The 26,020-nt window shown below is 54.8% G+C and carries 22 protein-coding genes; 10 read left to right on the top strand and 12 right to left on the bottom strand.

The features are described 5' to 3' along the window. Window positions 1-10 precede the first annotated feature (10 nt). The 4 genes from HZS79_RS14475 (at window position 11) to HZS79_RS14460 (ending at window position 3,123) form a co-directional block, all read left to right on the top strand. Window positions 11-754 (top strand): DUF2491 family protein, encoded by a 744-nt coding sequence (locus HZS79_RS14475; protein WP_179928212.1) that lies wholly within the window; start codon window positions 11-13, stop codon window positions 752-754. 75 nt (window positions 755-829) lie between these two features. Continuing rightward, window positions 830-1,252 (top strand): DUF350 domain-containing protein, encoded by a 423-nt coding sequence (locus HZS79_RS14470; RefSeq protein WP_179928211.1) that lies wholly within the window; start codon window positions 830-832, stop codon window positions 1,250-1,252. A gap of 12 nt (window positions 1,253-1,264) precedes the next feature. After that, a complete protein-coding gene (locus HZS79_RS14465) occupies window positions 1,265-1,870 on the top strand; it encodes a DUF1190 domain-containing protein (protein WP_179928210.1) in 606 nt (201 codons plus the stop codon). Window positions 1,871-1,935: 65 nt separating this feature from the next. Beyond that, complete coding sequence (locus tag HZS79_RS14460; RefSeq protein WP_179928209.1) at window positions 1,936-3,123, top strand: glutathionylspermidine synthase family protein; 1,188 nt, start codon at window positions 1,936-1,938, stop codon at window positions 3,121-3,123. A 23-nt stretch (window positions 3,124-3,146) separates the two neighbouring features. Here HZS79_RS14460 and lysS read toward each other — a convergent pair whose 3' ends face one another. Together lysS and prfB are read right to left on the bottom strand one after the other, a co-directional pair. After that, window positions 3,147-4,661, bottom strand: coding sequence for a lysine--tRNA ligase (lysS, locus tag HZS79_RS14455; protein ID WP_162219793.1), 1,515 nt, complete (start codon window positions 4,659-4,661; stop codon window positions 3,147-3,149). Between the two features lie 34 nt (window positions 4,662-4,695). Further along, window positions 4,696-5,794 (bottom strand): peptide chain release factor 2 gene (gene prfB, locus HZS79_RS14450; RefSeq protein WP_143759768.1). Its coding sequence is split into 2 segments (ribosomal slippage): window positions 4,696-5,718 and window positions 5,720-5,794, totalling 1,098 coding nucleotides; the frame shifts between segments, so codons are not numbered across the junction. 223 nt (window positions 5,795-6,017) lie between these two features. Here prfB and HZS79_RS14445 point away from each other — a divergent pair. The 4 genes from HZS79_RS14445 to HZS79_RS14430 all read left to right on the top strand — a co-directional run bounded on the left by HZS79_RS14445 (window position 6,018) and on the right by HZS79_RS14430 (window position 11,112). Continuing rightward, the gene (locus tag HZS79_RS14445; RefSeq protein ID WP_179928208.1) at window positions 6,018-7,598 is read left to right on the top strand and encodes a peptide ABC transporter substrate-binding protein; all 1,581 of its coding nucleotides are present in this window, start codon (window positions 6,018-6,020) and stop codon (window positions 7,596-7,598) included. A gap of 83 nt (window positions 7,599-7,681) precedes the next feature. After that, window positions 7,682-8,611 carry an oligopeptide ABC transporter permease OppB gene (oppB, locus tag HZS79_RS14440; protein ID WP_095602799.1) on the top strand — a complete coding sequence of 310 codons (930 nt, stop codon included), beginning with the start codon at window positions 7,682-7,684 and terminating at the stop codon, window positions 8,609-8,611. Further along, window positions 8,604-9,482: an ABC transporter permease subunit gene (locus tag HZS79_RS14435; RefSeq protein ID WP_162219795.1), complete on the top strand. Its 879-nt coding sequence runs from the start codon at window positions 8,604-8,606 to the stop codon at window positions 9,480-9,482. Before oppB ends, HZS79_RS14435 begins: the two co-directional genes overlap by 8 nt. 19 nt (window positions 9,483-9,501) lie before the next feature. Beyond that, entirely contained in the window at window positions 9,502-11,112 is a 1,611-nt protein-coding gene (locus HZS79_RS14430) for an ABC transporter ATP-binding protein (protein WP_179928207.1), read from the top strand. Between the two features lie 124 nt (window positions 11,113-11,236). Here HZS79_RS14430 and HZS79_RS14425 read toward each other — a convergent pair whose 3' ends face one another. Further along, window positions 11,237-12,583 (bottom strand): OmpP1/FadL family transporter, encoded by a 1,347-nt coding sequence (locus tag HZS79_RS14425; protein WP_162219797.1) that lies wholly within the window; start codon window positions 12,581-12,583, stop codon window positions 11,237-11,239. 288 nt (window positions 12,584-12,871) lie between these two features. Here HZS79_RS14425 and HZS79_RS14420 point away from each other — a divergent pair, with 288 nt between their 5' ends. Both HZS79_RS14420 and HZS79_RS14415 read left to right on the top strand, forming a co-directional pair. Further along, window positions 12,872-13,315: a MerR family transcriptional regulator gene (locus HZS79_RS14420; protein WP_179928271.1), complete on the top strand. Its 444-nt coding sequence runs from the start codon at window positions 12,872-12,874 to the stop codon at window positions 13,313-13,315. Beyond that, window positions 13,282-15,831, top strand: a complete 2,550-nt coding sequence (locus HZS79_RS14415) for a heavy metal translocating P-type ATPase (RefSeq protein ID WP_162219798.1) — start codon at window positions 13,282-13,284, stop codon at window positions 15,829-15,831. Before HZS79_RS14420 ends, HZS79_RS14415 begins: the two co-directional genes overlap by 34 nt. 123 nt (window positions 15,832-15,954) lie before the next feature. On the opposite strand, the gene HZS79_RS14410 is transcribed toward HZS79_RS14415, so the two are convergent. The 9 genes from HZS79_RS14410 to rplS form a co-directional block, all read right to left on the bottom strand. Then, on the bottom strand, window positions 15,955-16,830 hold the full coding sequence (locus HZS79_RS14410) for a lysophospholipid acyltransferase family protein (RefSeq protein WP_162219799.1): 876 nt from the start codon (window positions 16,828-16,830) through the stop codon (window positions 15,955-15,957). Beyond that, entirely contained in the window at window positions 16,811-18,292 is a 1,482-nt protein-coding gene (locus tag HZS79_RS14405) for a cytochrome P450 (RefSeq protein WP_162219800.1), read from the bottom strand. Before HZS79_RS14405 ends, HZS79_RS14410 begins: the two co-directional genes overlap by 20 nt. Window positions 18,293-18,519: 227 nt before the next feature. Next, the gene (locus tag HZS79_RS14400) at window positions 18,520-19,137 is read right to left on the bottom strand and encodes a YitT family protein (protein WP_162219801.1); all 618 of its coding nucleotides are present in this window, start codon (window positions 19,135-19,137) and stop codon (window positions 18,520-18,522) included. A gap of 70 nt (window positions 19,138-19,207) precedes the next feature. After that, window positions 19,208-21,004 carry a single-stranded-DNA-specific exonuclease RecJ gene (locus HZS79_RS14395; protein WP_179928206.1) on the bottom strand — a complete coding sequence of 599 codons (1,797 nt, stop codon included), beginning with the start codon at window positions 21,002-21,004 and terminating at the stop codon, window positions 19,208-19,210. 6 nt (window positions 21,005-21,010) lie between these two features. Beyond that, on the bottom strand, window positions 21,011-22,399 hold the full coding sequence (gene thrC, locus HZS79_RS14390; protein ID WP_162219803.1) for a threonine synthase: 1,389 nt from the start codon (window positions 22,397-22,399) through the stop codon (window positions 21,011-21,013). 3 nt (window positions 22,400-22,402) lie between these two features. Continuing rightward, a complete protein-coding gene (locus tag HZS79_RS14385; RefSeq protein WP_162219804.1) occupies window positions 22,403-23,719 on the bottom strand; it encodes a homoserine dehydrogenase in 1,317 nt (438 codons plus the stop codon). Window positions 23,720-23,804: 85 nt separating this feature from the next. Then, entirely contained in the window at window positions 23,805-24,593 is a 789-nt protein-coding gene (locus HZS79_RS14380; protein ID WP_179928205.1) for a DsbC family protein, read from the bottom strand. Beyond that, window positions 24,568-25,449: a site-specific tyrosine recombinase XerD gene (xerD, locus tag HZS79_RS14375; protein ID WP_179928204.1), complete on the bottom strand. Its 882-nt coding sequence runs from the start codon at window positions 25,447-25,449 to the stop codon at window positions 24,568-24,570. The genes HZS79_RS14380 and xerD overlap by 26 nt, the downstream gene beginning before the upstream one ends. Window positions 25,450-25,557: 108 nt before the next feature. Further along, window positions 25,558-25,914 carry a 50S ribosomal protein L19 gene (gene rplS / locus HZS79_RS14370; protein ID WP_009724084.1) on the bottom strand — a complete coding sequence of 119 codons (357 nt, stop codon included), beginning with the start codon at window positions 25,912-25,914 and terminating at the stop codon, window positions 25,558-25,560. Window positions 25,915-26,020 lie beyond the last annotated feature (106 nt).

Raw genomic sequence — 26,020 nt, 5'->3', positions numbered from 1 at the left:
GTCCATTCCCATGTTTGGTTCACTTAAATCACTGTTTCGTGCCAACAGTAAAAACGTGCAGCAAAAGTACGCCAACGAAACCGCCCAGCGTGCTAACGGCTTGCCAACAGGTATGACACCAGACGACTTCAACGGCCTGCGGCTTGGCGGCATGGTGTCGCTCAACATGCTGTCATTGAAAGCGTTTGATAGCCTGAATTTTGATGCCAGTTGGAGCGGCGCGGCGCAAGAGATAGCCGCGGTAGGCTTGGTCGAACTCGGCCAGGGCGAGCAGCTTGCGCGCTTTTACCTGGAGAACGACACCTGGATTCAAGCCTCTGTTGCCAATGGAAAAGTGTTTGAATACAAACTGTTCGACTTCCTGTCGTCACAACACGTTTCCAACCTTGAATTGGATGGTTTGATCAATCAACCGGATAGCCAGACACCGGCTCACCCTCTCGGTCAACGCAGCTTTACGCTGGAAACAGGCGACGATATTCAGGACGACCTCAAGCACTATCAGCGCGTCTGGGGTGCTGAAACCAGTGAGTGGTCAGCGCCGGTTGTGCTTGAGGAAACAGTAACTCGTGCTAATGGCAGCGGGATCTCCCAAGTCACGCACCACTGCATGCTCTACGAACGCCATGATCAGGCGTCAGAGCGCTTCGAATATATCTTGCTAAGTGCTGAAGCCGATGAACTGGAAGGCAGCTATCAGTTAGTCACTAGCTTGGGCATCGATATCAGCGCAGTGATTATCGAAGCGCATTGATGGCCACCGGCAAGACGCTCTGATTACCTCTTACGATTCACCTCTTACGACACACGACTAAAAAAGGAAACGATAATGGGCAATATCGGTATGTACCTGGCAGGCCTGCCAGCGTTTTTCGCTTACCTGATCACCGCCGCCATACTGCTGGTGGCGTTCATGGCCGCGTACAGCAAGATCACCCCGCACCATGAATGGCAGTTGATCCAGGAAGGCAATGCCGCTGCGGCAACCGCCTTTGGCGGCGCCACCCTAGGCTTTACCATTCCGCTTTACAGCGCCATGGCTAACAGCGTGAGTTTCATTGATTTTATCGCCTGGGGCATCATCGCCTTTATCGTTCAACTTGTTACCTTCTTTGCCATCAAGCTGGTGCTGAAAAGTAAAGGACAGAGTCTTTCCGGACATATTACCGATGGCCATATGGCATACGGCATTTTCGCGGCAACCATCGCCATCGCGATTGGCCTGCTCAACGCTGCATCCATGATCTGGTAACGGGAGACACCCATGCAATCATCTAACCAGCCACCGCGCCGCAAGCGCAGCTCTCGGCTGACCCTGGCCTTGATGGGCGCTGCTGGCACAGCCGCCTTAGCCGGCTGTGGGCAGTCATCCGCGCCGCAAGACACCCTATCGGATGTCAACTTCTCTGAACCCAAAGCCTACCAGAACGTGGACGAGTGCGTGGCGGACGAGCTTTATACGCGCACCGCTTGTGAAGCAGCGTTTACCGCCGCCATTGAGGCCGTTCCGCGCTTTGACTCCTTGGAAGCTTGCGAACAGGTACACGGCGAAGGCGCCTGTGAGCCACCACCTCAGTCGGTCCAGCAGAGCCAGGGCGGCAGCTGGTTTGGGCCCGCAATGATGGGCTATATGGTCGGCAATATGATGGCCAACCGCAATGGCGCGCGGGTGCAAAGCCTGTATCAAGAGCCTGTCTACCGTACCCGTCAGAATCGCGGCGACTGGAATGCTGCCTCGGCGGCTGCGTCGTCACGGGTAGACCAGCGAAATCAGGCTTTCCGCTCATCGGTGATGCAGTCCAATCAACGTGCGACTCAACGCTCCGGGTTCGGTTCGCGCTCCAGCGCACGGGGTGGGTTTGGCTCGTAAGCTCACGCCCGTTCGCTTAACACGTTTCGTCGCACTGACTACCTGCGCCAGCAAGGAGACGCTTTATGTTGCGCGTTGCCATCACTGAACGCCCTCAATGGCGTGAACTGGCGCATCAGCTAGGGTTTCACTTCCATACCATTGAAGGGGAGCCCTACTGGACCGAGGATGCCTATTACCAGTTTACGCTGGAACAGGTCGAACAAGACATTGAAGACCCAACCGAGGCGCTACACGAAATGTGTATGGATGCCGTTGAGCGGGTCTGCCAGTCCGATGCTCTTCTCCATCAGCTGAATATTCCTGAGAGGATGTGGAGCGTCATTCGTCACTCCTGGCGCAATGGGCAGCCTCACCTCTATGGGCGCATGGATTTTGCCTATAACGGTAATGGGCCTGCCAAGCTGCTAGAGCTTAACTACGATACGCCCACCAGTATTTATGAGGCTGGCTTTTTTCAGTGGCTGTGGCTTGAGCAGGTGATCGAACAGCGCCTGCTACCTGCCCGCGCCGATCAATTCAACTCAATTCAAGAGCGCATGATTGCGGCCCTTGCCCACATTGGACAGCGCCTTGAACGCGATGCCTCAGCCCCACCGGCACTGCACTTCGCATCCATCAAAGCCCATGAAGAAGATCGCGCCACGGTCGCCTACCTACAGGACTGTGCCCTTCAGGCAGGGCTAAGTGCACCATTTATCCACATCGAAGACATTGGCTATCAACCCAACACCGAGCACGGTTGTTTCGTTGACCTGGAAAATCGGCCTATCCGTGCGCTATTCAAGCTCTACCCCTGGGAAGAAATGAGCGATGACGCTTTCGGTGAGCTTCTGCCAATGATGCAAACCCACTGGTTCGAGCCTCCGTGGAAAATCATCCTCAGCAATAAGGGCATCCTGCCGCTGCTCTGGCAGTGGAACGAAGGCCACCCTAACCTGCTACCAGCGTATTTTGACACCAGTGATGGCACATCGCTGTCACCCGGCTGGGTGCGCAAACCATTTTTCTCTCGGGAAGGTAGCAATATTGAGCTAATCACTACGGGCGGCCAGTACGAAGCCGTTGATGGCCCCTATACCGATAACCCGCGTATTCTGCAGGCCTACCACCCTCTACCGCGCTTTGGCGAACGGCATGCCCTGATCGGCAGTTGGGTAGTCGGTGACAGGGCGTGCGGCATGGGCATTCGTGAAGACGTTGGCAGAATCACCAAGGACTCCAGCTGCTTTGTGCCGCACGCAATTGTCTAAGGTATTTCAGTAGTCGAGAAGTGTTAATCGCTGGCTTCGGGGCGCATCGCTGGGAACAGCAGTACGTCCCGAATAGAGGGGCTATCGGTAAATAGCATCACCAAGCGGTCAATACCAATTCCCTCACCCGCCGTTGGCGGCAAGCCGTACTCCAACGCGCGCACGTAGTCAGCGTCAAAATACATCGCTTCCAGATCACCGGCATCTTTCTCTGCTGCCTGCTCGCGGAAGCGTTCAGCCTGATCTTCGGCGTCGTTAAGCTCCGAGAAACCGTTGGCAATTTCCCGGCCACCGACAAAGAACTCAAAACGGTCGGTCACGAAAGGATTTGCATCGTTACGGCGCGCCAGCGGGCTAACTTCTGCTGGGTATTCAGTGATGAACGTCGGCTGATCCAGCTTGTGCTCGGCGACCTCTTCGAAGATCTCGGTCTGAACTTTGCCCAGCCCCCAGCTCGGCTTCACCTTGATACCCAACTTTTCTGCAACAGCTTGCGCGGCTTCCAGTGTGTCTAGGTCCGCATCGGCGATGCCGTCGCCATGGTCAAGAATCGCCTGGCGTAGCGTCAGGCGATGGAAAGGCTGGCCGAAATCGTAGCTGGCCCCTTGATACTCGATAGTGGTGGTGCCCAGCACTTCTTGCGCCGCTGTGCGTAGCATCGCTTCGGTCATATCGAGCAAGTCGCGATAATCCGCGTAGGCCCAGTAGAACTCGACCATGGTGAACTCAGGGTTATGCCGCGTGGACAGCCCTTCGTTACGGAAGTTGCGATTGATTTCAAACACTTTCTCGAAGCCACCCACCACCAGGCGCTTAAGATAAAGCTCCGGTGCAATACGCAGGTACATATCAATATCTAGCGCATTATGGTGGGTAATAAACGGCCGTGCCGCTGCGCCGCCGGGGATCGGCTGCAGCATCGGCGTTTCAACTTCCATAAAGCCGCGGGCTTCAAAGAAACGACGCATGGAGCTGATTACCGCTGCGCGGGTCTCAAACACCTTACGCGACTGGGGGTTCATGATCAGGTCAACGTAGCGCTGGCGATAACGCGCTTCCTGGTCAGTCAGGCCATGGAACTTATCCGGCAGCGGGCGCAGACTTTTGGTAAGTAGCTGCGCTTCTACCATCATCACGTACAGGTCGCCCTTACCCGACTTATGCACGGGACCACGAGCAGCGACGATATCACCGATATCCCACCCTTTGATGTCCTCAAGCACATCAGCAGGCAAGCCTTTTTTATCCACGTAGAGCTGGATTTGGCCAGCCACATCCTGAATCACGATAAAGGGGCCACGCTTACGCATGACGCGACCTGCCACCGACGCTTGATGATCAAGCGTCTCAAGCTCCGCTTTATCCTTTTCGCCTAGCAGGTTGTGTAGCTCAACCGTGAGGCTGTCACGGCGAAAATCGTTCGGGAAAGCACTCTTACCCTGCTCAGCGGCGCGCTCACGGCGGGCTGCGAGCTTGGCACGGCGCTCAGCGATTAGGTGGTTTTCGTTATCGAGAGAAGACGCGTCTTGGTTAGCCATCGGGCACCCTGTTCATGTTCAAACGCTAAAAAAATTACAAACCCTGCTTTAGGCTAGCGACGATAAACTGATCTAAATCGCCGTCGAGCACTTTGTCGCAGTTGCTAGACTGAACGCCGGTGCGCAGATCTTTGATGCGTTGATCGTCCAGTACATACGAGCGAATTTGGCTACCCCAGCCGATATCGGCTTTAGAGTCTTCCGCTTCCTGCTTGGCCGCATTGCGCTTTTGCATTTCGTGTTCCCACAGCTTCGCTTTCAACTGCTTCATGGCGAAGTCGCGGTTGGCGTGCTGGCTGCGTTGGTTCTGACACGCCACCACAATGCCACTAGGCTCGTGGGTAATCCGCACCGCTGAGTCGGTGGTGTTAACGTGCTGGCCACCCGCACCGCTAGAGCGGTAGGTGTCTACCCGCAAGTCAGAGGGGTTAATGTCAACCTCAAAGCTGTCGTCAATTTCCGGCGATAGAAATACCGATGCAAACGAGGTGTGACGACGACCACCGGAGTCAAACGGGCTTTTACGCACTAAGCGGTGAACACCGGTTTCGGTGCGCAGCCAGCCAAACGCGTAGTCGCCTTGAATATGCAGTGATGCTGATTTGATACCGGCCACTTCGCCTGCAGAAATTTCGATAATCTCTGCTTTGAAACCGTGGCTCTCCGCCCAGCGTAAGTACATACGCAGCAGGATATTCGCCCAGTCTTGAGCTTCGGTACCGCCCGATCCAGACTGAATATCCAGATAGGCATTATTCTCGTCCATTTCACCGGAAAACATGCGGCGAAACTCAAGCTTTTCCAGTGCCGCTTGCAGACCATCGAGCTCTTTGCGCACTTCATCGACGGTGCCTTCGTCATCTTCCATTTCCGCAAGCTCAAGCAAGTCGCGGCTGTCAGCCAAGCCTTGGTCGAGCTCATCGATGGTGGCCACGATGGCTTCAAGCGATGCCCGCTCTTTACCCAGCTTTTGAGCATAGTCTGGATCGTTCCAGACATTAGGGTCTTCAAGCTCGCGGGAGACTTCTTCTAGCCGATCTTTACGTTCGGCATAGTCAAAGATACCCCCTAAGAACGTCTGTCCGCTCAGACAGGTCCTTGATCTGGTTATGTATCGGATTTGTTTCCAACATGGACGTCTCGGCTAACTTTGCGGTGGAAAAGTCGCACAGTGTAGCGAAATTGGCCGCTAACAGCCATCAACAACGGCGCTATCGAAACCCCGTATAGCTGCATGCGTAATTTCTGATGGACGCTCTCTTTCTCTCAATGCTAGTACTTAATTAGGAGGCTCTCACCTAAGTAATAGTTGTGAGTCGCAAATAACAGCATGAAAATAATAATGGAGTCATTTACATGCAAAGTTCCCGCACTCTCGCCATCCCGATGGCACTGGCGTTGACCGTTGGCATTACTGCCCCTCTTCAGGCGGATACACTCCGCATCGCCATCATGGGCGAGCCAGCCTCTCTTGATCCACATAAAATTAGTGGCACTTGGGAAAATGACGTTGTCGGCGATCTTTTTGAAGGACTTGTGACTGAAGCGGCCGACGGCACACGCATTCCCGGTGTTGCAGAGTCGTGGGAAATCTCCGATGACGGCACGGTGTACACCTTCACACTGAGAGATGACGCTAAGTGGTCTGACGGTAAACCAGTCACCGCTAATGACTTTGTTTTCGCCTTTCAGCGTATTTTAACGCCGGCCACCGCAGCTGATTATGCTTATCTGCTTTACCCAATTAAAAACGCCGCTGACGTCTATGGCGGTGAGGCCGATGTCAGCACACTGGGGGTAGAGGCCTTAGACACCAAGACCCTACAGGTAACCCTTGAGCGCTCAACGCCTTACTTCTTAGACCAACTTTCTCACTACACCGCTTACCCAGTCCCTAGTCATGTAGTCGAGACATACGGAAACGAGTGGTCTCGCCCCATTAACATGGTGTCCAACGGTGCTTTCCAGCTACAAGAGTGGCAGTCGCAAACGCGCATCACTGCAACGCGTAACCCCTACTTCCACGACGCTGATAACGTAGCGCTGGACGAAGTTGTCTATTTTCCAATCGAAGAACGCAACACGGCATTAAACCGCTTTCGAGCGGGTGAGATCCATATTGCCCGGGACTTCCCTACCCATCAGTATGACTGGCTGATGGATAACCTCCCAGAGGCTGTTCAGGTCGCTCCCTATCTCGGCATCTATTACTACGCGTTTAATGCCCGTGATGGACATGCAACGGCTGACCCACGCGTCCGAGAAGCCCTCAGTCTAGCGGTTCGTCGCGACGTCATTACCGATCAAATTCTGGGCACCGGCGAGCAACCTGCTTACAGCTTCGTTCCACCAAGCGTTAACCACTATTCAGCACCGACTGCCAGCTTTACCGAGCTTTCCCAGGAGGAGCGTCTACAGCGAGCACATGAACTGCTTCAAGAGGCAGGCTACGGTCCCGATAACCCGTTAGAACTCATGCTGCGCTATAACACTAGCGAAGATCACCGCAAAGTGGCCATCGCCATTGCTGCCATGTGGAAGCCACTCGGCGTAGAGGTGGATCTCTACAACGCAGAGGTTGCGGTTCATTACTCTGACATCCGCCAGGGAGACTTTGACGTCGCTCGGGCAGGCTGGATCGGCGACTATAACGACGCCCAAAACTTTTTGAGCTTATTGGAAAGCGATGTATCGAATAACTACGGCGCTTACAGCTCGCCCGAATTTGATACTTTGATGAATGAAGCCGCCAATACCCAGGACATGGATGCTCGCGCTGAACTGATGGCCGAAGCGGAGGCTATTGCTTTAGAGGACAGTGCAACGCTGCCCATCTACTACTACGTATCGCGCAACCTAGTCAGCCCCGACCTAGTCGGCTGGGAAAGCACGATTGAAGATATCCATCGCTCACGCTGGATTCGCTTCGACCACTAATTCCCTTCTAATCGGCGCTTTATTAACCACGACTTAATGCCGTTACTTCCTCGGGCTGCGTGCCCGAGGAGCGAGGCCCAATCATGCTCAGCTATACCCTAAAACGCATACTTCAGGCGATCCCTACCCTGTGGGTCGTGATCACCCTCTCTTTCTTTTTAATGCATCTGGCTCCAGGTGGCCCTTTCGACGGCGAGCGCCAGCTTCCCCCGGAAATAGAAGCCAACCTGATGGCCTCATATGGCCTGGACAAACCCGTCTGGGAGCAGTATTTCACCTACATGGGAAACCTACTGCAAGGAGACCTTGGCCCCTCATTTAAATACAAAGACTTCTCGGTCACCGAGCTAGTTGCCCAAGGGTTTCCTGTTAGCCTTGAGCTAGGCCTATGGGCAATTAGCCTGGCGCTCCTAATAGGCATTCCTTTGGGTGTTATCGCGGCGCTAAAGCGCAACTCATCCGTTGACTATATGGTGATGGGCACAGCGCTGGCCGGCGTCGCTATCCCCAACTTTGTCATTGCTCCCATGTTGGCGCTGGTGTTCGGTGTATTTCTAGCCTGGTTACCGGTCGGCGGCTGGAATGATGGTCACTGGAAAAACCTGGTTCTTCCCGTTGTGGCGCTCTCAATTCAGCAGATTGCTTACATCGCACGGATGATGCGCGCCAGCATGATCGAAGTGCTGGGCAGCCATTTCATCCGCACAGCCCGTGCCAAGGGGCTCAGTGAGAGCGAGGTGATCTTTCGTCACGCCCTGCGTCCGGCAATGCTCCCCGTGATCTCCTATTTAGGGCCCGCCATTGCCGGCATCATTACCGGTTCGGTGGTGATTGAGCAGATCTTCGGCATTCCTGGCATTGGACGCTACTTTGTCCAAGCTGCGCTCAATCGTGACTACACCTTGGTGATGGGCACCGTGGTTTTTTATGGGGGCCTGATTGTGCTTTTTAACCTAATCGTCGACTTACTCTACTCGGCCCTGGATCCGCAGATTCGCTATGATAATGAATAACACAACACTGACAGCTCCCGCCGTCGGCAACAGTCTAGCGCGTGATGCTTGGCGACGGCTTCGCCAAAACGGTGCAGCGACAGTCAGCCTCGTGCTCCTCGCCGTCATTTCCTTAGTCTGCTTCGTGGGCCCCTGGCTAACGCCTTGGGCATTGGACGAAGTCGATTGGAACGCTTTTTTGGCGCCACCCAGCATAGAAAGCGGCCACTACGCAGGCACTGACTCTAATGGTCGTGACCTCCTGACTCGCGTTTTCTATGGGGGGCAAATTTCACTCTCCGTCGCTTTGGTTGCCACCCTTGTATCCCTGGTGATCGGTGTGCTTTACGGAGCGATTGCGGGCTACTTCGGCGGTCGCGTCGACAACCTAATGATGCGGTTTGTCGACATCATGTACTCACTGCCATTTATGTTTATGGTAATCCTGCTGATGGTGGTGTTTGGGCGCAATATACTGCTGATCTACGCGGCTATTGGTGCCGTTGAGTGGCTCGACATGTCGCGCATAGTGCGCGGACAAGTGCTCGCCTTAAAGCGCCGTGAGTTTGTTGAAGCTGCCCATGCATTAGGCGTAAGTAGCTTCAAAATCGTCACGCGCCATCTGATTCCCAATGCCATCGGACCGGTGATCATCTATGTCACCCTAACGGTGCCCAAGGTCATTTTGCTGGAAAGCTTTCTCTCTTTTCTGGGGCTAGGCGTTCAAGAACCGTTGACCAGCTGGGGTGTGCTGATTAGCGAAGGCAAAGACATGATGGAAACGGCCCCGTGGATGCTTATTGTGCCCTCTGCGTTTCTCGCTATCACACTGTTGTGCTTAAACTTTCTAGGGGACGGTCTGCGTGACGCCCTGGACCCTAAGACGCGTTAGGAAAATGCACGGAGGCTTCATGTCCCAACCACTACTGGAGTTTGACCGTTTACGAGTCGACTTCGACCTCCCCGATGGTACCGTTACCGCCGTCAACGACGTTAGCTTTACCATTTATCAGGGTGAGACACTTGCTTTAGTCGGTGAATCTGGCTCCGGCAAGTCGATCACATCAACCGCCGCCATGGGGCTGCTGCCCGAATTGGCGCGCGCCTCAGGCTGTATTCGCTGGCATGGTGGCGCTGGCGATGAAGACTTGCTATCGGTCAGCCGCCAGCGCCTGCGGGCCATCCGTGGCAATGAGATCTCGATGATCTTCCAAGAGCCCATGACATCGCTCAACCCAATGCACCGAATTGGGAGGCAAATCCGTGAAGTGCTGCATAAACACACAGCCTTGCGGGGGAGAAGCTCTCACCAGCGGGTACTTGAACTCCTCGCACAGGTAGGCATTCCGGAGCCGGAGCGCCGCATCGATAGCTATCCCCATGAGCTGTCAGGAGGCCAGCGCCAGCGGGTGATGATTGCCATGGCACTGGCCTGCGAGCCCAAACTGCTGATTGCCGACGAACCGACCACCGCCCTTGATGTCACTGTGCAGGCACAGATTCTTGCGCTCCTTAAAGACCTTCAAGCTCGCTACGGCATGGCTATTCTGTTCATCACCCACGACCTTGGTGTTGTCAGACATTTAGCAGATAGCGTTTGCGTGATGCAGCAAGGCAAAATAGTAGAAGCGGGAAAAACTGACACGCTATTTCAATCGCCCCAGCACTCTTACACCCAGATGCTTATCGCCGCCAATCCAAGCGGCCGAAAAGAAGCTGTCCCAAACTCAGCCCCCGTGCTTCTGAAAGCGCAAAACATTCATGTTCGCTTTCCTATCAAAAAGCGCCTTTTTGGCCCCAACCGCTATTTCGAAGCAGTGAAAAATATCGACCTAACACTGCGGCGAGGGCAAACCCTAGGCATTGTTGGCGAATCGGGTTCAGGAAAAACTACGTTAGGCCGTGCGCTTCTTCGGCTGGTGAAAAGTAGCGGCGATATCTGCTTCGATGACATCGACGTAGCTCGCCTTGACCGCGCTGGAATGCGGCCGCTAAGGTCGCGTATGCAGGTGGTTTTCCAAGACCCCTTTGGCTCGCTTTCACCCCGTATGACCGTAGGTGACGTTATTGGCGAAGGATTACGTGTTCACCAACCGCTGTTACGCCGAGCCGAACGCGATACCCTCGTTATCCAAGCCCTGGAGGAAGTCGCTCTAGACCCTGCCCACCGACACCGTTACCCACATGAGTTCTCGGGTGGACAGCGCCAAAGGATTGCAATCGCCCGAGCTCTGGTCGTCAAACCCGAGTTCCTGCTGCTTGACGAACCCACCTCTGCTCTAGACCGCTCGGTTCAAATGACCGTCATTCAGCTACTACGTGACTTGCAACAACGTCACGGGCTGACTTACCTGTTCATTAGCCATGACCTCGCCGTCGTGCGTGCGCTCGCTGATGAAGTGATTGTGATGCGGCAAGGTGAAATCGTCGAGCAACGTGATACTGCCTCGCTATTCAACGCTCCTCGTCAAACCTATACCCGCGAACTGATGCGCGCCGCCTTCCTGGAAAGCACCGCATAGCTGCTCACCTACTAACCAGTAGCTAGTAGCTAGTAGCTGCAACCCTGTGGGTATTGACATTGAACGAAAAAACCCGGCGTAAGCCGGGTTTATAGGTAAAACGATTAAAGCAGACAGCTTATCATCAGAAACGATAGGTAAGCTGAGCACCGAAACCATGGGCTTCGTTTTTATAGTCTGCGGAGTAGTTAGAGGTAATCGGCGGCGTTTGCTGGCCGGCAACAGTAAAGCTGTCGGTTTTGCTCTGATCAACCTGGGTGCTACGCTCGGTAAGGTACGAGTAGGCAACGTCCAGCGTCAGGTCAGGCGTAGGACTCCAGCCTGCACCAATCGAGAAAATGCGACGGTCGTCAGAGGGAATACGTACGCTACGGGTGGCATCCTGCGTCGGCGTAAAGTCCAGCGTTACCCCAGCGCGCAGTGCCAAAGCAGGCGTTAACTGGTACTCACCACCACTCGAAAACGCCCAAGCGTTCGAGTAGTTCTGCTGTTCGTTGGTAATCTCACCACGCTCAGTACCGGTGACCAAAATCTGGTCAAAGCGGCTCCAGCGTGCCCAAGAAGCACCAAACATCAACTTAAGGTTGTCGCTCATTTGCTGAGTAACCGAGAAGTTAACTGTTTCGGGCGTTGTTAAATCCAGCGCAGCTGTATCCGTTACCGTTCCGATACCCAACTGATCTAACACCGGAGAGCTTGCTGTAAAGCTACCTTCCAGATTGAAATCTACTTTTGAACGATAGGTTAGACCCAGCGTCGTTCCTGGCAGCGGCCGATACATCACCCCTAGGTTATAGCCCCAAGCTTCATCATCACCCTCAACCCGTGAATCAACCTCAGAAAGTCCCGCTGGCGTTGCCACTGGGACTTGGCGCCGTAGCTCACCATCGACACGGTTATATGTTAACCCCACACCGACACCCCACTGCTCGTTAAAGCGATAGGAGACCGTCGGCTGGGCTGTTAACACTCGGACTTCAGTGTAATTACCCTGATTACGCCCCTGGAAGCCATCTTCATATTCGGTTTTCGACCCGAAGGGAGCATAAACCCCGAAACCGAACGCCAGCTGTTCATTCACTGGGTGCGCGTAAAAAGCAAAAGGAATCAGTGTGCCTGGAACCATATCACCATCGTTAGAACCCGACACAGGTAGTGTATCCGTTGCACCGCCGGTGGCCTGCGCAATAGCGGGGCTGCTCTGAGATGCCTGAACGTTCGAGATAGAACTATTTACATTAAGATACGTTCCACCGGCCGTGATTTGAGCTCGGTCAAGAAACGACATACCCGCAGGGTTACCATAAACAATCGTTGCATCGTTTACGTTAGAACTACGTCCCGCATGGCCATACCCCTGACCACTGACGCTCTGCTCGTTGATTTGATATCCGCCTGCGTGCGCGTGACTAGCAAAAGCCACTGATGCTACTGCGGCCGCCAAGGTGAGCTTTTTAAAGTTATTATGCATAGTGGGCCTCTCTTCCCAATGATCCGATGAATATTTCCATCCACCTTCTTTATTCTAACATCCCAGTTTTCGCCCAATGACCGCTTGGGATCAAGGGCAAACGAGCGTTTTATTTTGATTTTCGCTTATACATTAGTCGCACGGCCGTTTTAAATCAGTGTTTTAGTCATTTTGACTGAGTACTCCAATGCCGCTTGACCTATGGGTTACCCATAGGTTTTACACTGACTAGCAAGGTAACCATTGCAAGATAACCATCCTAACGAGGACGCTATGGCGTTAGATGCAATGAAAGTAAGTGAGCTTGCCAGACATGGCAGTGTAACGGCTGAAACTGTTCGGCATTACACCCGTGAAGGATTACTTGCCCCCACGCGACACCCTGACAACGGGTACCAACTGTTTTCGACCACCGACCTTGAACGCCTGCACTTTATCCAACGTGCGCGCAAGCTTGGCTTTAGCGTAGCGGAAATTCGCGACATCCTGGCCCACGCCGATCAAGGGGACTCCCCTTGCCCCCTGGTGCGCGACCTTCTCATCAATCGACTGCCACAGATCCATGCACGCATCGCCGAGCTTGAAGCGCTGGCCCACCGAATGGAGCAGGCATTAGAAAGCTGGCAGGACATGCCTGACGGTACACCAGACGGCCATAGCCTGTGCCGGTTAATTGAAAGCTTTCCCGAGGAGACCCCATGCAATCACGCTCCCTGCAGCCACAAACGCTGATTCGTACCGTGCCAGGCATGAACTGTCAGGGCTGCGTGAAGCGCATGCGCGAAGCGATTCAAGCCGTAGACCCCAACGCACACGTCGTGGGCACTCCCGCTGACAAGCGTCTGGAAGTCATCAGCACGCTAGAGGATGAACCTCTCAACAGCACGCTACGCGAAGCAGGCTACCCGCCCAGTCATCTAATCAGCGAGTCTCAACCGCCTACAGATAGCGAAACTACGCATACTGCTGATAAAGCTAATGACAAGACAGCGATTGAAGAAGAGACCTCCACCAGCGTGCCTCAACAGAGGCTGCTGATTAGCGGCATGACCTGCGCAGGTTGCGTAAAAAGCGTCGAGAAGGCGTTGGCCAATACCCATGGCGTTACCACCGCCTCGGTGAATTTCGGCACCCATACCGCTCAGGTGGCGGGCAACGTTGAGCGTAACGTACTCATCGAAGCCGTAGCAGCGGCTGGCTACCGCGCCGAGCCCATTGTGGATATGCGCGAGGCCGAACGAACCCGCGAGGCACGAGAGGCCGCCACCTATCATAAGCGGCTCAAGGGCAGCGCCCTGTCGCTAGCCCTCGCCCTTCCGCTGATGCTAAGTATGTTTGTATATCACCCGCACCCCGTCGGCATAGGGCGCATTTTTTGGTTCGTTATTGGCCTGCTCACCCTGGCCATTCTGGTATTTCCGGGGCGGCACTTTTTCACCAACGCTTGGAAACAGTTTAAGCACCACCAAGCAAATATGGACACACTCGTAGCCATGGGCACCGGCACTGCCTGGCTTTACTCAATGATGGTCGTACTGTTTGCCCCTTGGCTGCCTGACGTCGCCCACGGCATCTACTTTGAAGCATCGGCCATGGTGATCGGGCTGATCCTGTTAGGCAACGCCCTTGAACTCCGCGCTCGAGGCCGCACCAGCAGCGCATTAAAGCGCCTTCTCGATCTACAGGAGAAAACGGCGCGCGTGATTCGACACGGCCAAGAGCAGGAGTTGCCCGTTGATGACGTAGTGATAGACGATCACATCCGTGTACGCCCCGGCGAGCGGCTGCCAGTCGATGGCATCGTACTCGACGGTCAAAGCTATATCGACGAATCCATGCTCACCGGTGAGCCACTGCCCGTTCACAAAACGGCTGATAATGACGTCAGCGCGGGCACGGTTAACGGAAAAGGCAGCTTAGTCTATCGCGCCACCCGCGTGGGCAGCGACACCCGCTTGGGGCGCATTACCGAGCAAGTCGCCAGCGCTCAGAACTCTCGCCCCCCAATTGGGGAGCTGGCCGACAAGGTATCGGGCATTTTTGTACCGAGCGTGATGATATTGGCAGTTTTGACGGCCCTGGCTTGGTTTAACATTGGCCCCGAACCAATCGCTATCCATATGCTGGTCGCCACCACCACGGTACTGATCATCGCCTGCCCTTGCGCATTAGGGCTGGCAACGCCGATCTCTACCATGATTGGGGTTGGCAAGGCCGCCGAGCATGGCGTGCTGGTAAGAAGCGGCGAAGCGCTGCAGACCGCCAGCCGACTAACCACCCTGGTGGTGGACAAAACTGGCACGCTAACGGAAGGCAAACCACAGGTCACCGATGCCACCTTTCTGCATGGCGATTCGTCACAGGTGCTAGCCTGGGTAGCCGCCCTGGAAAGTCGCTCGGAACACCCGTTAGCAAATGCACTAACAGCTTATGCCGAAGCGCATAACGCCCCGGCAGAAACACTGGATACGTTTGATAGCGTTACCGGCGGAGGCGTAAAAGGTAACACCCAAGCGGGCGACATACTGCTGCTGGGCAATGCCCGCCTACTGGAAGATGCTGGCGTGGATCTGACCCCAGCAGGAGAGAGCGTACGCCAGTTAGAAGCGAAAGCGCGCTCACTGGTTTACTTGGCAGCCAATGGTGAGCTTGTCGCACTCTTCGGCATCAGCGACCCGTTGCGTACTGACGCCGCTGCCGCGGTGAAACGCCTGCAAGAGAATGGATTAACCGTCGTCATGCTCACCGGTGACAATGAACACACTGCCGCCGCGGTGGCACGGGAAATCGGCATTAGCGAGTTTAAGGCAGGCATGACGCCAGATGACAAACACGCGGAAATTGAGCGTCGCCAACAGGCAGGAGAAGTTGTCGGCATGGTGGGTGATGGCATTAACGACGCCCCAGCACTAGCGCGCGCCAACGTTGGCTTTGCCATCGGCCAGGGCACCGATATCGCCATGGAGAGCGCCGGAATTACCCTAATGCGTGGCTCACTACACGGTGTGGCCACCGCCATTGAACTCAGCCGAGCGACGCTTACCAACATTAAACAGAACCTAGTCGGGGCCTTTGGCTATAACGTACTGTGCATCCCAATTGCCGCAGGCGTGCTTTATCCCTTCACCGGCATGCTGCTGTCGCCCATCATTGCCGGCATTGCGATGTCATTGTCATCCATCACCGTGGTCAGCAACGCCAACCGTTTAAGGCTTTGGACACCCACCCCACAGGAGGCCTCATCATGAGCCTATTGATCAACTTGGCAGGGGGCTGCCTTATCGCCGCTATCGTATGGTGGTTTTGGCTTAGCGCTTGATAAGAAAGTATCTCGCGAGGGAGTCGTCAATACGAATGCCCCCCTCATAGCGCTAATACAGTCGTACATCTTTCAACCAATACCAATCCGTTGGCGCTTGGCGTATCCAGGTTTCGAACAATGCATCCATTTGCTCAGAATAGTTGATAGCCTGCTCCCGACTGGTCAAACGAGGCTCCCTCGGTAACGGGGAGTGTACCGTCAACGTCATCTCAGCGCCTTGGTGCCGCGTCACGCATAACGGTAAGATTTGCGCACCTTGACTAGCAGCCAGCCTAGCGGCCATCCAACGGTTTCCCCGCGCCAATGGCTCTTTCCCAAACGCTGGTATATGTCCATTAGGCCCCGGTTCATCAGGCATGATTGACACGCTGGCTCCCTGCGACAGAGCTGTCATCAATTGCCGCATGGGCTGAGGCTGTACCGTTGAGATAAAGCGGGCATGGGGCATTATCGTCTGCCGTGCACGCATGGCCAGCGCCATACGTGCCTCGGTTTCTCTTGGCTCGTAAAGTATATATAGCGAATCCAGTGCTCGCCCCAAGAAAGCTAAACCGGTTTCCCAGTTAGCCAGGTGCGGAGTAACGATGAGGCAAGGCCCCGACAGTGACTGAATAGCCTCTGCATTGACGATATGAAATTTAGGGCTACGCACTAACCGCGGTAGAACAGGGATCTCGGCATAAACACGCCCCATCTGCTCCCCATAAGCCATCAGCAGTTCTCGGCGCTCACCGGTTTCCAGCGTTCGATCATTCAGAAACTCAAGATTGCCCACCAGGCGCTCGACCCAACGTGCCTGCCTATTCCAGGCTTTCTTGGCATAGCGCCTTCCTAATCGTGCCCCCAGGGCTGAGACAGCCGACACCGGTAGCCCCTGCATTACAGCTGCTAGCACCGCGTCACGATTAATGGCAGGTCTTGTCATTGGGTTTCCGTGGTTGCAACTTCATAGGCAGCCCCCCTTGGGGACGCAACGTAAGTCGGCACTCAATCGTCACCTGATGGTCAGGTAGCAACGTTGGCGTGAAATGTTGAGCCAATGTCGCCAAGCAGAGCACCCCCTCGTATAGTCCGAAGCGTTTTCCCAAACAAACACGGGGCCCTACACTGAAAGGGAGATAGGTAAATTTATCTGGACGAGGCACCTTGGGCAAAAAGCGCTCGGGAACAAAATGATTTGGCGCTTCCCATAATTTGCGATGCCGATGCATCAGCCATGGGGAGACGAGCAAGACAGTACCTGGGCGCACCTCACGATTACGAATCTGATCAGCACCTCGCGCTTGGCGACTTAGCATGGGCACCGGCGGATAAAGCCGCATGGCTTCCTCAAATACCGCCATTGTATAGGGCAGTTTGGCAACATCTTCGTAGCATGGCGTTCTTCCACCGAGGACGTTATCAAGCTCTTGCTGCAGCAGCGCCATAACCTCTCGATCATAATCGAGTAAGTACCAGCACCATGCCAGTGCGTTGGCGGTCGTTTCATGTCCCGCCATAAACATGACAATCGCTTCATTACGCACAGCTTTGCGCCCCATCGGGCAGCCACTGTCTTCGCTATCTTTCATAGACGCCATAAAGCTATCTACTAGGCTGTGCTGCCCCTGCCCTGATCTTTGCGTATGGCGATCAATAATTCGGTCAATAATTTCATGCACTTGTTTTGCTGAGTAACGCGTACGCGCCCTTCGCAGCGGATTGCCTAGCAAACTCAAAAAGGGCAAACCCAGCATGTTAGCCATATCCAAATGCTCAGAATGATGCTGATACTCGGTAAAACCAGCTACCACCTGCTCCGCCTCTTCGTCCGTTGTATCATCCCCAAAAATCGTTCGGCCAATAATACGCGCCGTCAAGTGAGCCATCTCGGTAAGCATATCGATGGGCGCATCCTGTGGATGCTCGGCCCATCGTTTAGCAGTCTCATCAGCCGAGGCAGTCATGATGGTACAAAAACCAGGCAACAAAGCGTTGGTTAGCGATGGAGCACATTGGCGTCGGCGCTGACGCCACAAATCGCCGTCGCTGACAAACAGCCCATCATCAAGTAAGGGAGTCAGCGCACGCCGCATTTGCGGGCTTTTGCGATCGTAGTTGTCATGCTGCTCAAGGAATACTCGGCGCACCGTATCAGGGCTGTTGCATAGCACATAATCCTGATTCAGCAGCTTCATACGCGAGGTACGTATTGAGTAGTCCTTCTCACGCCAGACAGAAAGCAAATCGTGCTGTGCTCGACGCATGCGGTGCATGATGCCTTTATTTTCTGCAACAGGCTTTACCTTGACCGGCGGCTCCAGACATTGCACTCGCTTCAATGCGTCAGCCAGCCGCTGATTATCATCTGATTGTTTTGCGGTTACTTCTGCGTTGCTTGAATCCATTATCCGCGCCCTGCTTGAGATACGCATTCCTGGAAGGCGCTTTTAAGGCCTTCCTTACTAGCCGTGTATGTTCGATATGGGCATCGGCCAGACAACATACGCGGGGCGTTTTGAGTGACCGTAACAAATAACGTGGAGGTGCCTCGCGCGCAGATACTTGACGCAGTAACACTACCGTACCCGCCTTTGCTCTAGAATTCCTGATTATCAGCCTTAATTAGAGTCTTTTAGCTAACCCCAATATAGCGCCCTGGCTTGTGGTTAAGAGCAATGATCAAGTTCAGCGTGAGCGCCCCCAGCACCGAGTAGCCCACTCGGTCTAGCGGTAGCTGGGTAAGCGCTACCAGTAAAATTAGCGCATCGATACCCAGCTGCACATAGCCTGCCCGCAGGCCGTGCTTTTCTTGCAGGTAAAGCGCCAGAATATTGATGCCCCCCAGGCTGGTACGGTGACGAAACAGCATTAGCATACCAATCCCCATCAGCGCGCCGCCCATCAACGCGGCATATAGCGATGGTACGCTGGCAAACTGCACCCAGCCTTGGGTTAGTTCGGAAAATAGCGACACAAGGCCAATAGCGGCAAAGGTACGCAGCGTAAACCCCCACCCCATCCGTTTCACCGCCAGATAGTAAAAAGGCAGGTTAATCGCGAAAAACCAAATGCCAAACCCCCACCCAGTAATGTAATTCAATAGCAGCGCCATCCCTGCAGTGCTGCCAGTAATGAGCACTGCGTGGGTATATAAGGCCACGCCTAGCGCCACAAAAAACGTACCCAACAACATCGCCATTACGTCTTCATAAGGCTGGTGCGGATCTTTGATTGGATTATCTACAGGCATGATGGCGTCCTTGATGGATGGGCAACGCATTGAGCCCAACACAACGGGGTGAATATTAACGAATGCGGGATTAGACGGGGCTGGCGTGCTCAACCATCAACTGCAATGACTCTCGACCTCGCCAGCGGTTACGATTGAGCTTATAGGCGCAGTGCAGCGTATCGCCCACGCTAAACGAGGGTAGCTCCCCAGGGGTTAGCGCTCGGAACCAAATCGCTTTGCTGGTCACCGCGCCCATAGAAAGCTCCATCATTAAGTGTGAACCTTCAGCACCTACGGGGCGTAGCGCTTCAACAATAAAGCGCCCTTCAAACAGCGGCGGGTCAAATTCACGCCCGTAAGGGCCAAGAGCTTCGACCTCGGTAAGCGTTACCAAAGACAGCTGGGCCGTGGAAAGCTCACCATCCGTCCACAGCCGTGGGTAAAGCGGCGTATCGCCCAGCTGCTCGCCAACTGCCTGTAAAAATGCAGCTTTAAAGGCCGCTAGCTGCTCTCTTGGTATGCCGACACCGGCCGCCCCACTGTGGCCGCCAAAGCGTGGTAACGCCTCGGGGGCCAGCTCAAAGGTGCGTTGCAACGCATCCCTCAGGTGCAGACCATCAATCGAGCGGCCAGAGCCGGTCAACATATTAGGCGCCGCGGCTCGGGTCAGCACCAACGCGGGGCGACCATAGGCCTGCACTAACCGTGAAGCGACAATTCCCTGTACGCCTGGGTGGCCGTCTTCTAGCAGCACCACCACCGCAGGCTCATTGGCTTCCAGCGCAGGAGCAGCAAGCGTACGTGCCTCTTCTGCCATGTCCGCCTCAATCGCCTTGCGGGACTGATTGTCCTGGTCGAGCACCTCTAGCTGGCGATTGGCGACACTGTCGCTTTCCGCCAGCATAAAGTGCAGCGCCGCGTAGGGATCATCCAGCCGCGAGCGGGCGTTAATTCTTGGCCCCATTTGGAACGCCAGCGTTTCGGCGTTAAACGGCACGCTATCTGCGCCGAGCCGCGCAGCCATGGCGCGCCAACAGGCAGCATCCATGCGATTGATCAGTGTTAACCCGTAGCTAACCACTGCACGGTTGGCTGGGCTACCGCCCAAGGAAACACAGTCCGCCACGGTGCCCAGCGCGACGTAAGAAAGCCACGGCGACAGCTTAGGTGTCGCGTCAGGCAACACACCCCATTCAACCAATACGCCACGGGCAAGCGACATCAGAAGCCACGCCACCATACACCCCGCGATGGTTTTATCGGGATAGTCACAATCACTACGCGTCGGGTTAACACAGGCGTAGGCGGAAGGCGGCGGGCCTTCCAACGGCAGCGCATGGTGGTCGCTAACCACCACATCAATACCGGCGGCTTTTAAGCGTGCAATGCGTGGCTCATCTGAACTACCGCAGTCAGCGGTAATCACCAGGGTGGGCAGCGGCTTTAAACCAAGCGTGCGCTCCACCAGCGGCAGACTAATACCATAGCCATCGTGAATACGGTGACCAATCAAACTATGTAATTTGTGTTCGGGTACGCCAAACAGCTCCGCCAACGTGCGCCGAATCACCACATGGGAGGTAATACCATCCACGTCGTAGTCGGTGAGAATGCCGATGGATTCCCTTTCTGCCACTGCCTGGGCGATACGTTCAGCGGCGCGGCGGCCATCGGCTAGTTTTTCTGGGTGCGCCAAGTAACGTAAGCTCGGCGCAACCAGCGGTGCGAGTTGCGCCGTGTAGCCCGGCAAGCGTGAGGCCAATAGCCGCGCTTGTAGCTCGCTTAAACCTTCCGCTTGGGCACGCAAATAGACAGCCTCGTCCAGTGGACGAGGCTCTAAGCGTGGCTGGTTGGCATTTTGCGTGGGTGTTGGTTCGTCGGCCATGACGCCTCAGCGCCGATTGTCAGCGACGAACTGCTGCACGGCACTCAGCTCAGCTGGCAGCACTGTGTAACGCTCTTCACGCTCCAGCAGGTCATCCATATGAGTGGGTAACGGCACGCCTTGGAAGCCCGCCTTAACCACGGCTTCAGCAAACTTCGCTGGATGCGCGGTGGCCAACGTAATGACTGGCGTTGTGGTATCCACTCGTGCGCGCTCGGCAGCGCGATAACCGGTAGCCGTATGAGGGTCAAGAATCTCCCCAGTACGGTGATGGGCTTCACGAATGACTTCCAGAATGGTCGCATCGTCAACGCTGTGGCTGGCGAATTTTTCGCGCAACTTGGCCAGCGGTGCATCAGCAAGCGCCGTAGGCTCTTGCTGGAAGCGTTCTAGCAGCGCCGCCACAGCAGCCCCATCGCGGTCGTAAGCATCAAACAGCAAACGCTCAAAGTTTGACGAAACAACAATGTCCATTGAAGGCGCAAGGGTCGCTGCCAACTCTTTCTTAGAGAAGTCGTTGGCGGCAAGCGTGCGATGCAGAATGTCGTTGGCATTGGTGGCAATAATGAACTGCTTTACCGGCAAGCCCATCTTAAACGCCATATAGCCTGCGAAGACGTTACCAAAGTTAGCCGACGGAACGCAGAAGCTCACTTCCCGCTGAGGCGCACCCAACGCAACGCCAGCAGCAATGTAATACACGATCTGCGCCATGATGCGCGCCCAGTTGATCGAGTTCACCGCCACTAAGCGCGTGCCCTTCAGGAAATCCTGATTAGCAAAGCTTGCCTTGACCATTGCTTGGGCATCATCAAAGTTGCCTTCAATCGCAATATTGAAAACGTTGTTGGCTAGCACCGAGGTCATCTGGCGGCGCTGGACTTCTGATACGCGATTATGCGGATGCAGAATAAAAATATCGAGGTTGTCGCAGTGGCGACAGCCTTCAATCGCCGCCGACCCGGTATCCCCAGACGTCGCGCCCATAATCACGGCACGCTCGCCACGCTTTTTCAGGAAGTGGTCCAGCAGGCGCCCCAGCAACTGCAGCGCGACATCTTTAAACGCCAGCGTTGGGCCGTGGAACTGCTCTAGCAAAAAGTGGCTTGCATCCAGCTGCTTCAGCGGTACAACGGCGTCATGATTGAACGTGGCGTAGGCTTCTGTTACCAAACGGCGAAAAGTGTCGTCGTCAATTTCGCCGTTTACAAACGGCTTCATGACCCGAAAAGCAATCTCAGCATAGGAAAGACCTGACATACTGGCCAGCTCTTCCTTGGAGAACTCGGGCAGTGTTTCCGGCACGTAGAGCCCGCCGTCGCTTGCCATGCCGGTTAACACAACTTCTTCGAAGGAGAGCGCGGGCGCTTGCCCGCGCGTACTGACATAACGCATGGGTTACTCTCCCTCGCTCAGGCTTTCAACGCGAATACGGGTAACAGGGCCAGCAATATCCGCCATGGACTCGATCTCACGAATAGCATCGTTCATCTGCTTCTCTTTGGTGCGGTGAGTCAGCAAAATGATCGGCACCAGCTCGCCTTCGGTAGCCTCTTTCTGGATCAGCGCCTCAATAGAGATGCCCTGCTCCGCCAGAATGGTGGCAACACGCGCCAATACACCCGGGCGGTCCACCGCCAGCAGGCGCAGATAATAGGCCGTGGTGATGTCTTCCATCGGCATAATCGGCAATTGACTTGAATCGTCGTCGATGCCGCTAAACGCTAGGTAAGGCACCCGATAGTGATGGTCGGTGGCGATATCACGGGCAACATCAAGAAGGTCGGCAACGACAGCGGAAGCCGTTGGTTCAGCACCTGCACCTGCACCGTAGTAGAGCGTTGGGCCAACCGCATCGCCCATCACAGCAATCGCATTTTTAACGCCGTGCACATTCGCCAGCAGGCGCTCTTTGGGAATCAACGTCGGGTGAACCCGCAGTTCCAGCCCTTGGTCAGTCCGTTTCGAGATGCCCAAATGCTTAATCACGTAGCCCAGGTTATCAGCTTGCTCGACGTCTTCAGCAGTAATGCGAGAAATACCTTCGGTGAAGGCTTTATCAAACTGCAGCGGCACCCCATAGGCAATTGATGCCAGAATAGTCAATTTATGAGCGGCATCGATACCTTCCACATCGAAGGTAGGGTCAGACTCTGCGTAACCTAGTGCCTGGGCTTCGGCCAACACGTCTTCAAAGGCGCGGCCTTCATCACGCATGTGAGTGAGGATGTAGTTGCCGGTGCCGTTAATGATGCCCGCAACCCACTCGATACGGTTGGCACCAAGACCTTCGCGTAGCGATTTAATCACTGGGATTCCGCCAGCAACAGCCGCTTCAAAGGCAACAATGACGCCCTTTTCATGGGCCGCTCGGAAAATTTCATTGCCATGAACAGCAATCAACGCTTTATTGGCGGTGACCACATGCTTACCGTTTTCGATGGCAGTTAGCACCAGTTCACGAGCAATATCGTAGCCACCGATCAACTCTACCAACACATCCACGTTAGGGTTGTTAGCTACCTCAAACACATCAGAGGTCGCGTTAATGCCGGTAATATCGCAGTCGGGATGAATACTGCGGTGGGCAACCTGCTCAATCACAATCGGGCGGCCCGCACGACGACTAATATCATCCGCATTACGCGTTAACACGTTGAACGTGCCGCCACCGACTGTACCTAACCCACAAATGCCTACTCTTACCGGTTTCAAAATACTTCCCCTTTCGTGATGGGCACCCTGGGTGCCACTTCTTAAATCAGTGTCTCAGCGCTATCGTTCGTCACTTCCCGTGACGTTATTCGTCTTCTAAGCCTAACATGCCAACGAGCCGGTCGGGGGGTACAAATCCCGGTACCAATTGACCATTAGGTAATACAATGGCAGGCGTGCCCTGAACCCCTAATAATTTACCTAATTCAAACTGGTCGGCAACAGGGTTATCGCAGCTTGCCGTCGTGGTCAATTCCTGCCCTTGCTTGACTTGGTTCATCGCTTCACTGCGGTTTTCTGAGCACCACACTCGCTCTAACGATGTCGCCGCGTTGCTGCCCATGCCCGCACGCGGAAATGCCATATAATGCACGGCTATATCACGTTCGTTAAGCTCTGGTATCGCTTCGTGCAAGCGCACACAGTAGGGGCAACTAGGGTCAGTGAACACCACAATCGTCGCTTTTGGCGACTTCATTCCTCTAAAGATGACGCGCTCGCTGTCCGGCACGGCGGCCAGTGCATCGGCTCTTTCTTGATTGCGTCCCTGTTCCGTCAAGTTGACTAAGCCATTATCTGTGTTTTGGTAAAGGTCTCCTATTAAAAAATGGCTGCCATCGGCATTGGAGTAAAAGGATTCCCCGTTTTCTAAGCGAACGTGGTATAGCCCGTCCATCGGCGTGGCGCTTACCTGCTCTACCGGCATTGACTGGCCGTTAACTTGTAAACTTTCCGCTAAACGTTCGGACACAGCATCCGCACTGGCAACAGCGGGCAGTAAGCCCGCCAACGCCAGCCAAGGAACACAGGATTTAGCAACTAAAGACATACGTTGATGCATTGTCTCTTCAACCTCGCGGATGATGATCGGCATGCAATTGCTCCAGGCGCGCCTGGGCAACATGCGTATAAATTTGCGTTGTAGATAGGTCGCTATGACCTAACAACAGCTGTACGACCCGCAAATTAGCACCATGATTCAATAAATGGGTCGCAAACGCGTGACGCAACGTATGAGGCGATAAGGGGCGCGTAATCCCTGCGGTGATTGCGTGGGCTTTAATGCGGTGCCAGAACGTCTGCCGAGTCATCGCTTTATCTGCTCGGCCAGGAAACAGCGCGGGACGCGTAGGATCTTGCATCAGTGCAGGACGAGCCGTTTTCAGGTAACGCTCTAGCCACTCGACAGCCTCCTCTCCCATGGGTACCAGCCGGTCTTTATCACCTTTGCCGCGCACCCGAACAACGCCTTGACGCAGGTTTACTGCATCGCCGGTCAACCCAACAAGCTCCGACACACGTAACCCACAGGCATACAGTAGCTCAAGCATCGTGCGGTCACGTACCCCCAGCGAGGTGCTGACATCGGGGGCAAGCAGTAGCCGCTCTATTTCCTCTTCTTCCAGCGTATTGGGCAAACTGGGCCGTACTTTTGGCAAGGCCACACTGGCTAACGGGTCATTAGCAATGTGCCCATAGAGCCTTGCCCAGCGATAAAAGCTACGCAGCGATGAGAGTAAGCGTGCATTACTGCGCAGTTGATAGCCCTGCTCACGGCGCGATGCTAACCACTCGCTAAAACGTTCTGGCGACGGCGTTAATAGCGTTTCTTCCACTTTTTCGAGCTGTTGCTGCCAGGCCGTTAAATCGCGACGGTAGGCCGCTAGCGTATGATCGCTTGCCCCTTGCTCAAGCCAAAGTGCATCTAAAAAGGCATCAATCACGTTCATAGGCTAACGGTCTCATGACAGTGACACACGACAAACAAAAACCCCGCCCCGCAGAGCGGTGACGGGGTCTTGGTATCCGAGCGCGAAGCGCCCGTGAAAAAGTGGCAGTTAAGCCAGCTTTTCCTTGATACGCGCTGACTTGCCGCTGCGCTCGCGCAGGTAGTACAGCTTGGCTTGACGAACGTCACCGCGACGCTTGACTTCAATAGAGTCAACCAGCGGGCTGTAGGTCTGGAAAGTACGCTCAACACCAACACCGTGAGAAATTTTACGCACGGTAAAAGCGGAGTTCAGGCCACGGTTACGCTTACCGATGACCACACCTTCAAATGCCTGCAGACGCTCACGAGTACCTTCCTTTACTTTAACCTGAACGACAATGGTGTCGCCCGGTGCAAAGGCAGGAATCTCTTTACCCATTTGCTCAGATTCGATCGCCTGGATCACCTTGTTCTTGCTGCTCATTTTCATACTCCTGAATAACGTAATGGCTTGCCACGCAGTTGTGGAAGGGGCAAACCGTGATCCCGGCGCTCGAAGCGAGCCTCGCGGGAGTCGTTATGGGTGACGC

Origin of the sequence: Vreelandella zhaodongensis, assembly GCF_013415115.1 — a bacterium.
Lineage (GTDB): Bacteria > Pseudomonadota > Gammaproteobacteria > Pseudomonadales > Halomonadaceae > Vreelandella > Vreelandella zhaodongensis.
The sequence above is the reverse complement of the archived record's forward strand: the minus strand, read 5'-3'. Positions and strand labels throughout refer to the sequence as shown.